Raw genomic sequence first — 14,633 nt, forward strand, 5'->3', positions numbered from 1 at the left:
AACACAAGCCCTGTGCCCCCCAATTACGTTGGGGGGCACAGGCATTCGTGGACCATTTGCGTCTGCTCGCGCGGATCGCAGACAAGCGTCGCGTCAGTCGAACAGTGTCAGGGCTGCGGCTTTTCTACTGCGCTCCAATTGCAGAAGGTGTCGCTTGCGGTCCAGCCCGCCGCCGTAGCCGGTGAGGCAACCGCTGGCACCGATCACCCGATGGCACGGAACGATGATCCCAATCGGGTTGCGGCCGTTGGCAAGTCCTACCGCGCGGGACGCGCCGGGTGCGCCGATCTGTAGCGCAATCTCACCGTAGGACCGAGTCTGCCCGTAGGGAATCGTCTGCAGTGCACCCCATACCCGCCGCTGGAATTCGGTTCCCGCCAAGTGCAGCTCGAGATCGAACTCTGTCAGCTCGCCGGCGAAATATGCGCCAAGTTGCTCAACGGCTTGCGGGAAGGCGTCGTCATCGCGTTCCCAGCCGACTCGGCTGGGCTCGTGAGTCTGATCCTGCATTCGCAAGTGCGCCAGGGCATTGCCGCGGCCTGCCAACGTAAGCGGACCTATTGGGCTCTCGACGATCCGAAAACGTATGCCGCTCATGTCTTCTCCTTCGGTGGCCAGTGGTTCACGGGGTGGTCGAGGGTGACCCACATGTGCTGGGCCGCATACGACCGCCAGGGGCGCCATCTCTTGCTGTAGTCGCTCAACACGCGTGGCTCTGTTGGCAGCCCGAGTTGTCTTGCAGCCGTGCGTATTCCACCATCGCCGACAGGGAATGCGTCGGGATCGCCAAGCGCGCGCATCGCCACGACTTCGGTGGTCCACGGCCCGATACCGGGCAGCTCGAGGAGTTGCCGTCGCGCCCGCTGCCAGTCGCAACCCGGCCCGAGCGTCACCTCACCTGCGGCCAGCGCATGCACCAGACGAATGATGCTGTCGGAACGCGCCTTTGGTAGCGCAAGCTCGGACGGATGCAGTGCGGTCAGTCGTTCGACCGACGGGAACGTATGGGTCAGTGCGCCGTCGGGGTCGGTGATCGGGGTGCCGTACTTCGCCGCAATTCGCGCGCAATGCGTTCGCGCTGCCTTGGTGGACACTTGCTGGCCGATCACCGCGCGCACCGCGAGTTCGTGTTCGTCGACGGTGCGGGGTATGCGCTGGCCGGGGTGCTTGGCCACGAGCGCGGCGAGGTCGGCGTCGGCACCGAGGAAGTCGACCACCGCCTCCGGATCGGCGTCTAGGTCCAGCAGCCGCCGGCAGCGCGCGATGGCCGTGGCCAGATCCCGAAAGTCATACAGCCGCAATACGCATCGAACGTGGTCGGGCGCAGGGGTGAGGCTGACGATGCCCTCGCCCCACGGCAGCCGCAACGTTCGCCGGTAGCTGCCGTCGCGGACCTCCTCGCAGCCGGGTACCGCAGTGGCCGCCAAGTGGCCGAACACACCCTCGAACGCGAACGGCGTGCGCGTCGGCAACCGCAGTGACACGGTCCCGGCCCCATGCGCCGTGGCGTCGGAATCCGCCCGGCGGGTGGCCATCCGGCGCAGATCGGTGGGCGTGGCAGCGCAGACCTCGCGGATGGTGTCGTTGAACTGCCGGATGCTGGAGAAGCCGGCGGCGAAAGCGACGTCGCTGAACGGCAGATCAGTGGTTTCGATCAGCACCCGTGCCGTCTGGGTGCGCTGCGCGCGGGCCAGTGCCAGCGGACCGGCGCCTACCTCCGCTTGAAGCACGCGCTCGAGCTGACGGGGGGTGTAGCCGACTTCGGCCGCCAATCCGGCGACGCCCTCGCGGTCCACCGTGCCGTCGGCAATCAGTCGCATCGCCCTTGCCACTGCGTCGCCGCGAACATTCCACTCCGGCGATCCCGGGGAAGCGTCCGGGCGGCAGCGCTTACACGGTCGGAAGCCGGCCCGCTGCGCGGCCGCGGCGGTCGGATAGAACCGCACGTTGCGCGCAAACGGCGAGCGCGCCGGGCAACTCGGCCGGCAGTAGATCTTGGTGGTCAGAACGGCAGTGACGAACCAACCGTCGAACCGAGCGTCCTTGGACTGGATCGCGCGGTAGCAGCGGTCGAAGTCGTCGTGCATACATCGACAATGACACGCACCAAGCGACAGCACTGGCGGAAATCCGACATCACTGTCCGGGCTCGGGGATGGCCAACCTCGTCGGCTTGTCGCGCCCGCGTAGCACCACTTCACCGTCGACCGACCAACAGCGCCGTTCGTCGTCGCTGGCCGCTTCGACAGTGACCGCCGACGCCAGCAACCGCTGCGGATACGACTTGGCCAGTTCGCACAACCGCGCAGCCTCGTTCACCGGATCGCCGATCACGGTGTACTCGAAGCGCTCGTAGGCCCCGACGTTTCCGGCCACCGCCTTACCGGCCGCCACGCCGACACCGGCAGGGCATTCCGGTACGTCGTGACGCAACCGTCGGATAATCGCGCGGGCCGCGGCGAGCGCCTCGTCCTCGGGCCGGGGCAGCCGCACAGGCGCGCCGAAAATCGCCAGCGACGCGTCGCCCTCGAACTTGTTGAGCAGACCGTGATGGCGGTCGACTTCCTCGACCACCACGGCAAAGAACCGGTTGAGCAAATCCACCACCTCGATCGGTGGCTTGCTGCTCACCAGCTGCGTCGACCCGATGATGTCGACGAAAAGTACTGCGACGTGGCGCACTTCACCGCCCAGTTCGAGCTCTTGCTGTTCGGCGGCGGCAGCGACTTCCCTGCCGACGTGGCGACCGAACAGGTCGCGCAGCCGTTCCCGTTCCCGCAGCCCATGCACCATCGCGTTGAAGCCGCGCTGCAACTCGCCCAGCTCGGTGCCGTCGAACACCACCAGGTTGCAGTCGAGGTTGCCCTCTTCGACCTTCTTGAGCGCTGTGCGCACCACCCGCACCGGCGTCACGATGAGCCAGGCGACCAGCCACATCAGCAGCGCGCCGAAGAGCAGCGCCACGATGCCCAGGATCAGCACGGCAACGGCGAACTGCGTCTGGGTCAAGTTCTGCAGTGACAGGGAGAACACAGCCAGCAGCACGATGCCGAGCACGATGACGCCGGAGCCGAGCGCCCAGCCCGTCATGATCCGTCCCATGACGCGCGGAGCGAATCGGCGCGGGGGCGGGCCGGCCTCCAGCGCCTGGGCGGCGACGGGCCGCAGCGCGAATTCGGTGAACATGTAGCAGATCGCGGTGACGACGATTCCGCTGAAACTCACCGCGAACAGATACCGGGGGATGAAAGCGGTGTTGACGAGCCCGTACAGCGTCGTCAGCAGGGCCGTTCCGATGCCCCACAGCACCAGATGGATGCCTGCGAGCCGCCACGGCGCCATGAAGGCGTTGCGCTGATCCTCGCGTGTGGGTGCGCGGTCCTCGATCGACCAGCGCAGCGACTTGACGATGCGCCGCGTCATCCATACCACGCCCACGAACAGCGCAGCCCCGATGTAGGCGGGGCTGATGCCGAAGGTCAGCCACAGCGGCGCGTCGGTGAAGATACTGGGCACCGGAATCGCCACGGTAACGACCAGTAATGCGACGCCGATACCGATGAGGTTCGCGCTGAGCACGAACACGGTGAGAATGGTCTGGATCCGCACCCGTCGGCGTCTGGGGCTCTCTTCGGCTCGGCCTAATATCCAGGTCCCGAAGTCGGGGGTATCCGGCAGTCGGCCGCTTTGCCGTGTCACGCGCTCCGCCAACCGGCCGAGCCGCTGACCTACCGACAACTTGGCAACCATCGTGGCGTCAGCCTAGTGGCGGGGCCGGGGCCATAGAGTGAACGCGTGCGTCTCGTGATCGCCCGCTGCACTGTCGACTACCTCGGACGGCTCACCGCACATCTGCCGTCCGCGCGGCGCCTGCTGCTGATCAAGGCTGACGGATCGGTCAGCGTGCACGCCGACGACCGCGCTTACAAACCGCTGAACTGGATGAGCCCGCCGTGTTGGCTGACGGAAACCTCCGACGGATCCGAAACCGTCTGGGTGGTGCAGAACAAGGCTGGTGAGCAGTTGCGGATCACGGTGGAGGACATCGAGCACGACTCGTCACACGAACTGGGCGTCGACCCCGGCCTGGTGAAAGACGGCGTCGAGGCGCACCTGCAGGAGTTGCTCGCCGAGCACATCGAGCTGCTGGGCTCGGGATACACCTTGGTGCGCCGCGAGTACATGACCCCCATCGGTCCGGTCGACCTGCTCTGCCGCGACGACCAGGGTCGGTCGGTTGCGGTGGAGATCAAGCGGCGCGGCGAGATCGACGGGGTGGAACAGCTGACCCGCTACCTCGAACTACTCAACCGCGACAGCCTGCTGGCCCCGGTCAGCGGCGTGTTCGCCGCTCAGCAGATCAAGCCGCAAGCGCGAACCTTGGCCGTCGACCGCGGAATCCGTTGCGTGACATTGGATTACGACGAGATGCGGGGCTTGGGCAGCGACGAATACCGGTTGTTCTGATGGCCAAGCGCCGGACACCAGCCAAGCGGCCGCTGCCGCCCATCGCCCGCCGGATCGAAGCCGGGCCCGACGGCTACGACTACGAGGTGCGGCCCGTGGCCGCCGCACGCGCCACAAAGGTCTATCGCTGTCCCGGCTGTGATCACGAAATCCTCACGGCCACAGCACATCTCGTGGTCTGGCCGGTCGACGCCCACGGCGGGGTCGAGGATCGACGGCACTGGCACACCGCGTGCTGGACCCACCGGGCTACCCGCGGGCCGACGCGCAAGTGGTCTTAGCGAATCAGACGGCCGGCTCGACGAGTTCGATCAGTACGCCGCCGGCATCCTTGGGGTGGATGAAGTTGATCCGCGAGTTGGCGGTGCCGCGCCGCGGGACGTCGTACAGCAACCGCACGCCCTGGTCTTCGAGGCGCCGGGTGAGCTCATCGAGGTTGCTGACCCGGTAAGCCAGCTGCTGCAGGCCCGGGCCACGCTTGTCGAGGAATTTCGCGATCGGCGAGGAGTCGTCGATCGGGGCCATCAGCTGCACCTGTGCGCTACCTGCAGGGGCGGCGCGCACGGACAGCATCGCCTCACGCACTCCCTGGCCTTCGTTGACCTCTTCGTGCACGACGATCATGCCGAGGTGGTCGTGGTACCAGGCGATGGCGGCATCGAGATCGGCCACGGCGATACCGACGTGGTCTATCGCTGTGACCAGCGCACTTGCCAGGACGGGTCGGGCGTCAACCTGCTCGGTGGTCATAACGTCAAGGTAACCTAACGACATAGATTCCGCTTCTTGGGCCCATACTTACCCCGTTTTCCGGATGCGGACACCAGTTCTGGAGGTATTTATGACGACGTCGGTCATCGTTGCTGGAGCTCGCACCCCGATCGGCAAGTTGATGGGTTCGCTGAAGGATTTTTCGGGAAGCGACCTGGGAGCCATCGCGATCAAGGGCGCACTCGAGAAGGCCAATGTGTCGGCGTCGCTCGTCGAATACGTGATCATGGGGCAGGTGCTCACTGCCGGCGCCGGGCAGATGCCTGCGCGCCAGGCGGCTGTGGCGGCCGGCATCGGGTGGGACGTGCCGGCGCTGACCATCAACAAGATGTGTCTGTCCGGGATCGACGCGATCGCGTTGGCCGACCAGTTGATCCGGGCCGGTGAGTTCGACGTGGTGGTCGCGGGCGGTCAGGAGTCGATGACCGCGGCCCCCCACCTGTTGGTCGGCAGCCGCGCCGGCTACAAGTACGGCGACGTGACGGTGCTGGATCACATGGCTTACGACGGGCTGCACGACGTCTTCACCGATCAACCGATGGGTGCGCTCACCGAGCAGCGCAACGAAGTCGATCGGTTCACCCGCGCCGAGCAGGACGAGTACGCCGCCCGGTCACACCAGAAGGCCGCGGCCGCGTGGAAGGACGGGGTGTTCGCCGACGAGGTGGTGCCGGTCAAGATTCCGCAGCGTAAGGGCGATCCGATCGAGTTCACCGAGGACGAGGGCATCCGCGCCAACACCACGGCGGAATCGCTGGCCGGGCTCAAGCCGGCGTTTCGCAAGGACGGCACCATCACTGCCGGCTCGGCGTCGCAGATCTCCGACGGCGCCGCGGCTGTCGTGGTGATGAACAAGCGCAAGGCCGAGGAACTCGGGCTCAATTGGCTGGCGGAGATTGGCGCACACGGAGTCGTCGCGGGACCGGACTCGACGTTGCAGTCCCAGCCGGCCAATGCGATCAAGAAGGCGGTCGCGCGCGAAGGCATCTCGGTGGACCAGCTCGACGTCATCGAGATCAACGAGGCGTTCGCCGCTGTTGCGTTGGCCTCCACCCGCGAACTGGGGGTGGATCCCGAGAAGGTGAACGTCAACGGCGGCGCGATCGCCGTCGGTCACCCGATCGGGATGTCAGGTGCCCGGATCACCCTGCATGCCGCGCTGGAGCTGTCGCGGCGCGGCTCCGGTTATGCCGTCGCCGGACTCTGTGGCGCCGGCGGCCAGGGTGACGCGCTGATTCTTCGCGCGAGGTGACGCCAACGTTGCTGGCGCGGACGTCACGGCCACCGCAAAGCGGGTCATGTGAATTGCGTCATACCGGACCGTGTGGCCGGTCCACCGGCCGCCACCGTGCTGCTCGCGGCGTGACAAACTTGACGACGTGAGTCGTCCCCGTCCACCCATTGCGCCCGCGATGGCGGGCGCCGTTGACCTTTCCGCCCTCAAACAGCGAGCCACCCAGAGCGATACCGGCCGGGCTCCCGGCGCCCAAGCCGGGACAGAGGTCACCGAAGCCAACTTCGAATCAGAGGTGCTGGTTCGGTCCAACCAGGTGCCGGTCGTGGTGGTCCTGTGGTCTCCGCGCAGCGACACCTCCGCACAACTCGCCGATACGTTGGCGGGTCTGGCGTCCTCCGACGCCGGCAAGTGGGCGTTGGCCACCGTCAACGTGGACGCCACACCGCGCGTCGCGCAGATCTTCGGCGTGCAGGCGGTGCCCACCGTCGTCGCAGTAGCCGCCGGCCAGCCCATCTCCAGCTTCCAGGGCAGCCAGCCACCCGAACAGTTGCGCAGGTGGGTCGACTCGCTCGTCGCTGCCACGGCCGGAAAACTCAGCGGCACAACCGATGCGGAGCCCGAGCAGGTGGATCCGGAGTTGGCCAGGGCGCGCGAGCTACTGGAGGAGGGCAACTTCGACGCGGCGCTCGCCGCCTACCAGTCCATCCTCGACAAAGATCCCGGCCACCCGGAGGCCAAGGGTGCGGTCCGGCAGATCTCGTTCTTGACGCGCGCCACCAAGCAGCGGCCCGACGCCACGCGGGTGGCTGACGCCAACCCTGACGATATCGAGGCCGCCTTCGCCGCCGCTGACGTCGAGATCCTCAACCAGTTGGTCGATGCGGCGTTCAACCGGCTCATCGACTTGGTCAAGCGCACGTCGGGCGACGACCGTGCGAAAGTCCGCACCAGGCTCGTCGAGCTCTTTGACTTGTTCGACCCTGCCGACCCGGCGGTCATCACCGCTCGGCGCAACCTGGCCAACGCCCTGTACTGAATCCTCAGATTTCGCGATCCGCCAGCTACTCGGGTTCGAACCACAGCGCCGACAGCGGCGGCAACACCATCACCGCGGATGCGGGACGGCCATGCCATGGTTCGTCGTCGGCCTCGACCGCGCCGAAGTTGCCGATGCCGGCGCCGTTGTAGATCGTCGCGTCGGTGTTGAGCACTTCACGCCACCGCCCGGCGCGCGGCAGGCCGAGCCGGTAGCGGGTGTGCTCGGTGCCCGCAAAGTTGAAGACGCACGCCAGCATCGAGCCGTCGCTGCCGAACCGCAGAAAGCTCAGCACGTTGTTGGCGGAGTCGTTCGCGTCGATCCACGAGTAGCCCTCCGGGCTGCTGTCCCGTGACCACAGCGCCGGATGGCTGCGATAGATCGTGTTGATGTCATGCACCAGCCGCAGGATGCCGTTGGAGTAGCTGTTCTCGTCGAGCTGGTACCAGTCCACACCGCGCTCTTCGGACCACTCTGCGCGTTGGCCGAATTCCTGACCCATGAACAACAACTGCTTGCCGGGGTGGGCCCACTGGTATGCCAGCAGACTGCGGAGTCCGGCGGCCTTCATGTGGTCGTCGCCGGGCATGCGGCCCCACAGCGTGCCCTTTCCGTGGACCACTTCGTCGTGGCTGATCGGCAGCACGAAGTTCTCGCTGAACGCGTACAGCAGCGAGAACGTCATCTCATGGTGGTGGTAGCTGCGGTGGATGGGATCTCGGCTGATGTAGCCGAGCGTGTCGTTCATCCACCCCATGTTCCACTTCATCGAAAAGCCAAGGCCACCAAGGTTTGTCGGACGCGTGACACCTGGCCAGGAGGTGGACTCCTCCGCGACGGTGACGATGCCCGGCGCGAGCTTGTGCACCGTGGCGTTCATCTCCTGGAGGAACTGCACGGCTTCCAGGTTCTCGCGGCCGCCGTAGATGTTGGGTGTCCAACCACCTTCGGGACGGGAGTAGTCCAGGTACAGCATCGACGCCACCGCGTCCACGCGCAGCCCGTCGACGTGGAACTCCTGCAGCCAGTACAGCGCATTGGCGACCAGGAAGTTACGCACCTCCGGTCGGCCGAAGTCGAAAACGTAAGTGCCCCAGTCGAGTTGCTCGCCGCGGCGTGGGTCGGAATGCTCGTAGAGCGGGGTTCCGTCGAAGCGGCCGAGCGCCCAGGCGTCCTTCGGGAAGTGAGCGGGCACCCAGTCCACGATCACGCCGATTCCGGCTTGGTGCAGTGCGTCGACCAGCGCCCGGAAGTCGTCGGGCGTGCCGAGCCGTGACGTCGGCGCGTAATACGAGGTGACCTGGTATCCCCAGGAACCGCCGAACGGGTGCTCGGCGACCGGCAGCAATTCGACGTGTGTGAAACCCTGAGCGACAACGTATTCGGTGAGTTCGGTGGCGAGCTGACGGTAGCTCAGCCCGGGGCGCCACGACGCCAGGTGCACCTCGTATGTACTCATCGGCGCGAACACCGGATTGGTAGCCGCGCGGCGGGCCATCCACTCCTCGTCCTGCCATTCGTAGCTGCTCGTGGTCACCTTTGAGGCCGTGTGCGGGGGCACTTCGGTGGCGAACGCGAACGGATCGGCCCGGTCGGTGACCGCGCCGTCGGCGCCGTGCACGCGGAACTTGTACAAGCCGCCCACTTCGAAACCGGGCCAGAACAATTCCCACACGCCCGAGGAGCCGAGTACTCGCAGCTGGGCCTCGTTGCCGTCCCAGTGATTGAAGTCGCCGATCAGGCTGACGCCCTTGGCGTTCGGCGCCCAGACCGCGAACGACACGCCCGTCACCTCGCCGTCGGGGGTGGTGAACGTACGGGGATGAGCGCCGAGGATCTCCCACAGGCGTTCGTGGCGGCCCTCGTTGAACAGATGCAGGTCGATCTCGCCGAGCGTCGGCAAGAAGCGGTACCCGTCGGCGACGGTGTGCACGTCGAGGCGGCCGTCGGCTCCGGGGTAACTGATCTCGAGCCGGTAGTCGATCAGGTTCACGAACGGCAGCGCGACCGCGAACAGTCCGCCCTCGAGGTGACGCAGCGGATAGCGCTGCGACCCCACGATTGCGACGACTTCGGCCGCATGGGGGCGGTACGCCCGGATCACCGTGTGGTCGCCGTACTCGTGCGCGCCCAGCACCGAATGCGGGTCGTGATGCTCACCGGCGAGGATCCGGTCGAAATCCGACCTGTCCGGCGCCAGATGGGCGGTGTGCTGCTTGGATTGCGTCATCGTGTCCTCTTCGCGCAAGCGCTCATCGGCATACGGTCACTTCCTCTGCAGTAGCGACAGCCGGGCCTCCTCCGGCACCCGTGGCAGGTGCAAGATGTGGGCGACGGCTCTCACCGGATCGAGACGGACGTAATTTGCCTGGCCCCAGTGGTATTCCTCGCCGGTGATCTCGTCACGAACCCAGAAGCGGTCGTACCACTCCATACCCAACGCCGGCAGGTCTAACCACAGCGTGGCCTCTTCGGGCCCGAACGGGTTCAGCGTCACCACCACCAGTACCGCGTCACCGGTCGACGGGTCGAACTTGCTGTAGGCCAGCAGCGCGTCGTTGTCGACGTGGTGAAAGTGGATGGTGCGCAGCTGGTGAAGCGCGGGATGCAGGCGGCGGATCTCGTTGAGGCGGGTGATGAACGGTTCGAGGGACTCGCCGCGTTCCAGCGCACCCTCGAAGTCACGCGGACGCAGCTGGTATTTCTCGGAGTCGAGGTACTCTTCGCTGCCCTCGCGGACCGGTCGATGCTCGAACAGTTCATAGCCGGAGTAGACGCCCCAGGTGGGGCCCATCGTGGCGGCCAGCGCCGCGCGAATGGCGAACATGCCCGGGCCGCCGTGCTGCAGGCTCTCGTGGAGGATGTCGGGCGTGTTGACGAACAGGTTCGGCCGGGCATAGTCGGCGTGCTGGGCGATCTCCTCGCCGAACTCCGTCAACTCCCACTTCGCCGTGCGCCAGGTGAAGTACGTGTAGGACTGCGTGAAGCCGAGTTTGGCCAGGCCGTACAGGCGCGCCGGCCGGGTGAAGGCCTCGGACAAGAACAGCACGTCCGGGTCGACGCTTTTGACCTCCTCGATCAGCCATTCCCAAAAGTTCGGCGGCTTGGTGTGGGGGTTGTCGACGCGAAAGACCTTGACGCCGTGGTCAATCCAGTGCCGTACCACCCGCAGCACCTCGTGGTAAAGCCCCTCGGGGTCGTTGTCGAAATTCAGCGGATAGATGTCCTGGTACTTCTTCGGCGGATTCTCGGCGTACGCGATGGTGCCGTCGGGCAGCACCGTGAACCACTCGCGGTGGTCGCGCGCCCACGGGTGATCCGGTGCGCACTGCAGCGCCAGATCCAGCGCCACCTCCAGGCCGTTGTCGCGCGCGGCGGCGACGAATGCGTCGAAATCGTCAATGGTGCCGAGGTCGGGGTGGACGGCATCGTGGCCGCCCTCGTCGCTGCCGATCGCCCACGGCGAGCCGACGTCACCGGGTGCAGCGGTGACCGAGTTGTTGCGGCCCTTGCGGTGCACCTTGCCGATGGGATGGATCGGCGGCAGGTAGACCACGTCGAAACCCATCTTCGCGATCCGCGGCAGCGCCCGCGCGGCGGTGGCGAACGTGCCGTGCACCGGCTTGCCGTCGGCGCCCCAGCCGCCCGTGGAGCGCGGGAACATCTCGTACCACGAGCCGAACCGCGCCAGCGGGCGGTCGACCCAGATTCCGTACTGCTCGCCGCGGGTGACCAACTCGCGCAGCGGATACTGCGCCAACAGTTCGCTGACCTCGTCGGTGGTCGCAGCGGCGACCCGGGTCAGCGGATCACCGGGGGCGCGCAATGCCACCGCGGCCTCCAGCAGCGGGTCGCGCAACTTGCGCGGCAGTCCCATCGCGGCCCGCTCGAACAACTTCGCGCCGACCAGCAAGTCGTTGGACAGCTCGGGTTCGCCCTGACCGGCGTCGAGTTTGGCCGTGACCGCCCGGCGCCACGACGTGATCGGATCGCCCCAGCCGTCCACCCGGAACGTCCACAGCCCGACAGTGTCGGGCGTGAACTGACCGTGAAAGACGTCGGGTTCGCTGCCCTGTGACATCGGAAGCAGGATCGGCTTGACCCGTTGCACGCCGGCGGAATGCGCGCCGGGTACGGCCGTCCTGCGGTCGGCCGTCTTGGCCAGCCGCGGGTAGCCACGGCCCAGATAGCGCACCACCAGCGTGGCAGCCACTGCCTCGTGGCCCTCCCGCCACACGGTCGCCCGGACCGGCATGATCTCTCCGACGACGGCCTTGGCCGGATATCTTCCGCACGAGACGACGGGCCGAACATCATCGATTTCGATCCGACCGGGCACCCGAGACTCCTTCGATGGCGCGGCACGCGCATGCCGCGGTGGTGGTTCGGCTGTCGCTTCTTTGTTGTCCCGTTCCCACCGTAGTGTCGGTCCCAAACGCCGCCGTCGGGTGATGTGACGTGTGCGACGGACTGCGTCGCCGCGAATTCTCAGTAAGGTATTGCCGCGTGAAGGCACTGCGTCGATTCACAGTCCGTGCTCACCTTCCCGATCGGCTGGCCGCACTCGAGCAGCTGTCGGTGAACCTGCGATGGTCGTGGGACAAGCCGACCCAGGATCTTTTCGCAGCCATCGACCCGACGTTGTGGGAACGGTGCCGAAAAGACCCGCTGGCGTTGCTGGGCGCGGTGACGCCGCAACGGCTCGACGAACTCGCCGTCGACCAGCACTTCCTCGAGCAGCTCGACAGTCTGGCCGACGATCTGCGCGACTATCTGACCCGGCCCCGGTGGTACCAGGAACAAAGTGCGGCCGGTGCGGTGCTGCCCTCGGGGATCGCCTACTTCTCGATGGAGTTCGGGGTGTCGGAGGTGCTGCCCAATTACTCGGGCGGGCTGGGCATCCTCGCGGGGGACCACCTCAAGGCCGCGTCGGATCTCGGTCTGCCGTTGATCGCCGTGGGCCTCTACTACCGGTCGGGGTACTTCCGTCAGTCGCTGACGGCCGACGGTTGGCAGCACGAGACGTATCCGTCGCTGGATCCTCAGGGGCTGCCCTTGCGGCTGCTGACCGCCGAATCCGGCGAGCCTGTGCTCATCGCGCTGGCGCTGCCCGACGGCCGCGAGCTGCGGGCGCGGGTGTGGATCGCGCAGGTCGGCCGAATCCCGTTGCTGCTGTTGGACTCCGACGTTCCAGACAACGAGCACGATCTTCGCAGCGTCACCGATCGCCTCTATGGCGGCGACCAGGACCACCGCATCAAGCAGGAGATCCTCGCCGGCGTCGGTGGCGTGCGTGCGATTCGGGCTTTCAGCGCAGCCGAAGGCATCGCGGCGCCCGAGGTCTTCCACATGAACGAAGGCCACGCCGGATTCCTCGGTGCGGAGCGGATCCGGGAGTTGATGACCGACGAGAAGCTCGATTTCGACACCGCCCTGACCGTGGTGCGATCCAGCACGGTGTTTACCACGCACACGCCGGTGCCCGCGGGCATCGATCGCTTCCCGGTCGAGATGGTGGAGCACTATTTCGGCAGCGGCAACGGCACCAACGAGTCCGCACTGCTGCCAGGTGTGCCGCTGGACCGAATCCTCGCGCTGGGGGCCGAGGACGACCCGACGAAATTCAACATGGCGCACATGGGGCTGCGGCTCGCGCAGCGCGCCAACGGCGTTTCACTGCTGCACGGCCGGGTGAGCCGGCAGATGTTCAACGAGCTGTGGCCCGGATTCGACCCCGACGAAGTGCCGATCGGATCGGTTACCAACGGTGTGCACGCGTACAGCTGGGCCGCGCCGGAGTGTATCGAGCTCGGTAGCGAACTGATCGGTACTGACCGCCCGACCGACCCGGAGGTGTTCGAGCGGGTGCAGCAGCTCGACGCGGAACGCATCTGGGTGATCCGCTGCTTGCTGCGAGAGCGCCTGGTCGCCGATGTCCGTCGCCGGGTGCGGCTGTCGTGGCTGGAGCGAGGTGCTCCGGAAGCCGAATTGCGCTGGACTGCAACGGCTTTCGATCCCAATGTGTTGACGATCGGATTCGCTCGTCGGGTGCCCACCTACAAGAGGCTGACCCTCATGCTGCGTGACCCGGAGCGCCTGGAGCGGCTTCTGCTCGACCAGGAGCGGCCGATCCAGCTGATCGTGGCAGGCAAGTCGCATCCCGCGGACGACGGCGGCAAGGCGCTGATCCAGCAGGTCGTGCGATTCGCCGACCGGCCGGCGGTACGCCACCGGATCGCCTTCCTGCCGGACTACGACATGTCGATGGCGCGCCTGCTGTATTGGGGTTGCGACGTGTGGCTGAACAACCCGTTGCGGCCGCTCGAGGCGTGTGGCACGTCGGGGATGAAGAGCGCGCTGAACGGTGGGCTGAACCTGTCGATCCGCGACGGCTGGTGGGACGAGTGGTACGACGGCGAGAACGGTTGGGAAATCCCGACTGCCGACGGAGTCTCCGACGAGCGCCGTGACGACCTGGAAGCCGCCGCGCTCTACAACCTGCTGGAATCGACTGTGGCGCCGAAGTTCTACGAACGCGACGAGTCGGGAATACCTCGGCGCTGGGTGGAGATGGTGCGACACACCCTGCAGGTGCTGGGTCCCAAAGTGCTCGCGTCGAGGATGGTGCGCGACTACACCGAGAAGTACTACGCGCCCTCGGCGCAATCTCTGCATCGCACCATCGAGCCGGTGAACGGCGAGAAGTTCGCCTGCGCCCGGGGATTGGCCGAGTACCGGCGCAAGGTTTCCGACGCCTGGCCGAAGGTGCGGATCATCGAGGTGGACAGCAGCGGCCTGCCCGACACGCCGGTGCTGGGGTCCGAGATGACGTTGACCGCGACGGTCGAGTTGGCCGGGTTGTCGCCCGACGAGGTCACCGTGCAGGCGGTGCTGGGCCACGTGGACGCCGACGACTCGCTGCTCGAGCCGGTCTGCGTGCCGATGCAGCACGCGGGCATCGCCGACACCGGCGAGCACACTTTCGCGACCACGACGCCCCTGCCGGTCGCAGGTTCGGTCGGCTACACCGTTCGAGTGTTGCCGCACCACGCATTGTTGACCGGGGACAACGAGCTGGGCTTGGTCACGCTGGCGTGAGTGGCTGCAGTCCCACGCATCGAC

Annotated in this window: 11 protein-coding genes; 5 read left to right on the forward strand and 6 right to left on the reverse strand. The window is 66.5% G+C overall.

Annotation, left to right across the window (positions count from 1 at the left end; translation table 11 throughout):
* Positions 1–93: 93 nt before the first annotated feature.
* Genes AC5Y4N_RS13130 through AC5Y4N_RS13140 form a run of 3 tightly spaced genes read right to left on the reverse strand, consistent with a single transcriptional unit; the run spans position 94 to position 3,750 of the window.
* Complete coding sequence (locus AC5Y4N_RS13130; protein ID WP_499909305.1) at positions 94–597, reverse strand: methylated-DNA--[protein]-cysteine S-methyltransferase; 504 nt, start codon at positions 595–597, stop codon at positions 94–96.
* On the reverse strand, positions 594–2,087 hold the full coding sequence (locus AC5Y4N_RS13135; protein WP_499909303.1) for an AlkA N-terminal domain-containing protein: 1,494 nt from the start codon (positions 2,085–2,087) through the stop codon (positions 594–596). Before AC5Y4N_RS13135 ends, AC5Y4N_RS13130 begins: the two co-directional genes overlap by 4 nt.
* 49 nt (positions 2,088–2,136) lie before the next feature.
* Positions 2,137–3,750: an adenylate/guanylate cyclase domain-containing protein gene (locus AC5Y4N_RS13140; protein WP_499909301.1), complete on the reverse strand. Its 1,614-nt coding sequence runs from the start codon at positions 3,748–3,750 to the stop codon at positions 2,137–2,139.
* A 45-nt stretch (positions 3,751–3,795) separates the two neighbouring features.
* Here AC5Y4N_RS13140 and nucS point away from each other — a divergent pair, with 45 nt between their 5' ends.
* Both nucS and AC5Y4N_RS13150 read left to right on the forward strand, forming a co-directional pair.
* Positions 3,796–4,467: an endonuclease NucS gene (gene nucS, locus AC5Y4N_RS13145; RefSeq protein WP_499909298.1), complete on the forward strand. Its 672-nt coding sequence runs from the start codon at positions 3,796–3,798 to the stop codon at positions 4,465–4,467.
* Positions 4,467–4,748 carry an Rv1322 family protein gene (locus tag AC5Y4N_RS13150; protein WP_499909296.1) on the forward strand — a complete coding sequence of 94 codons (282 nt, stop codon included), beginning with the start codon at positions 4,467–4,469 and terminating at the stop codon, positions 4,746–4,748. The genes nucS and AC5Y4N_RS13150 overlap by 1 nt, the downstream gene beginning before the upstream one ends.
* 4 nt (positions 4,749–4,752) lie before the next feature.
* On the opposite strand, the gene mce is transcribed toward AC5Y4N_RS13150, so the two are convergent.
* Positions 4,753–5,217 (reverse strand): methylmalonyl-CoA epimerase, encoded by a 465-nt coding sequence (mce, locus tag AC5Y4N_RS13155; RefSeq protein WP_499909294.1) that lies wholly within the window; start codon positions 5,215–5,217, stop codon positions 4,753–4,755.
* Positions 5,218–5,308: 91 nt separating this feature from the next.
* Here mce and AC5Y4N_RS13160 point away from each other — a divergent pair, with 91 nt between their 5' ends.
* Together AC5Y4N_RS13160 and AC5Y4N_RS13165 are read left to right on the forward strand one after the other, a co-directional pair.
* Positions 5,309–6,490, forward strand: coding sequence for an acetyl-CoA C-acetyltransferase (locus tag AC5Y4N_RS13160; protein WP_499909292.1), 1,182 nt, complete (start codon positions 5,309–5,311; stop codon positions 6,488–6,490).
* 127 nt (positions 6,491–6,617) lie between these two features.
* Positions 6,618–7,511, forward strand: a complete 894-nt coding sequence (locus tag AC5Y4N_RS13165) for a tetratricopeptide repeat protein (RefSeq protein ID WP_499909290.1) — start codon at positions 6,618–6,620, stop codon at positions 7,509–7,511.
* Between the two features lie 25 nt (positions 7,512–7,536).
* Here AC5Y4N_RS13165 and glgB read toward each other — a convergent pair whose 3' ends face one another.
* On the reverse strand, positions 7,537–9,741 hold the full coding sequence (gene glgB, locus AC5Y4N_RS13170) for a 1,4-alpha-glucan branching protein GlgB (RefSeq protein WP_499909288.1): 2,205 nt from the start codon (positions 9,739–9,741) through the stop codon (positions 7,537–7,539).
* A 36-nt stretch (positions 9,742–9,777) separates the two neighbouring features.
* Positions 9,778–11,850, reverse strand: a complete 2,073-nt coding sequence (locus tag AC5Y4N_RS13175; protein ID WP_499909286.1) for an alpha-1,4-glucan--maltose-1-phosphate maltosyltransferase — start codon at positions 11,848–11,850, stop codon at positions 9,778–9,780.
* Between the two features lie 167 nt (positions 11,851–12,017).
* Here AC5Y4N_RS13175 and glgP point away from each other — a divergent pair, with 167 nt between their 5' ends.
* On the forward strand, positions 12,018–14,609 hold the full coding sequence (gene glgP, locus AC5Y4N_RS13180; RefSeq protein WP_499909283.1) for an alpha-glucan family phosphorylase: 2,592 nt from the start codon (positions 12,018–12,020) through the stop codon (positions 14,607–14,609).
* The last annotated feature ends 24 nt before the right edge of the window (positions 14,610–14,633 follow it).

It is taken from the genome of Mycobacterium sp. NGS19 (assembly GCF_059813155.1).

Bases quoted from the DNA above. Each gene is read 5' to 3' on its own strand.
- AC5Y4N_RS13140 (WP_499909301.1), bottom strand. From the start codon at position 3,750: ATGGTTGCCAAGTTGTCGGTAGGTCAGCGGCTCGGCCGGTTGGCGGAG.
- mce (WP_499909294.1), bottom strand. From the start codon at position 5,217: ATGACCACCGAGCAGGTTGACGCCCGACCCGTCCTGGCAAGTGCGCTG.
- AC5Y4N_RS13150 (WP_499909296.1), top strand. From the start codon at position 4,467: ATGGCCAAGCGCCGGACACCAGCCAAGCGGCCGCTGCCGCCCATCGCC.
- AC5Y4N_RS13135 (WP_499909303.1), bottom strand. From the start codon at position 2,087: ATGCACGACGACTTCGACCGCTGCTACCGCGCGATCCAGTCCAAGGAC.
- AC5Y4N_RS13160 (WP_499909292.1), top strand. From the start codon at position 5,309: ATGACGACGTCGGTCATCGTTGCTGGAGCTCGCACCCCGATCGGCAAG.
- AC5Y4N_RS13130 (WP_499909305.1), bottom strand. From the start codon at position 597: ATGAGCGGCATACGTTTTCGGATCGTCGAGAGCCCAATAGGTCCGCTT.
- glgB (WP_499909288.1), bottom strand. From the start codon at position 9,741: ATGACGCAATCCAAGCAGCACACCGCCCATCTGGCGCCGGACAGGTCG.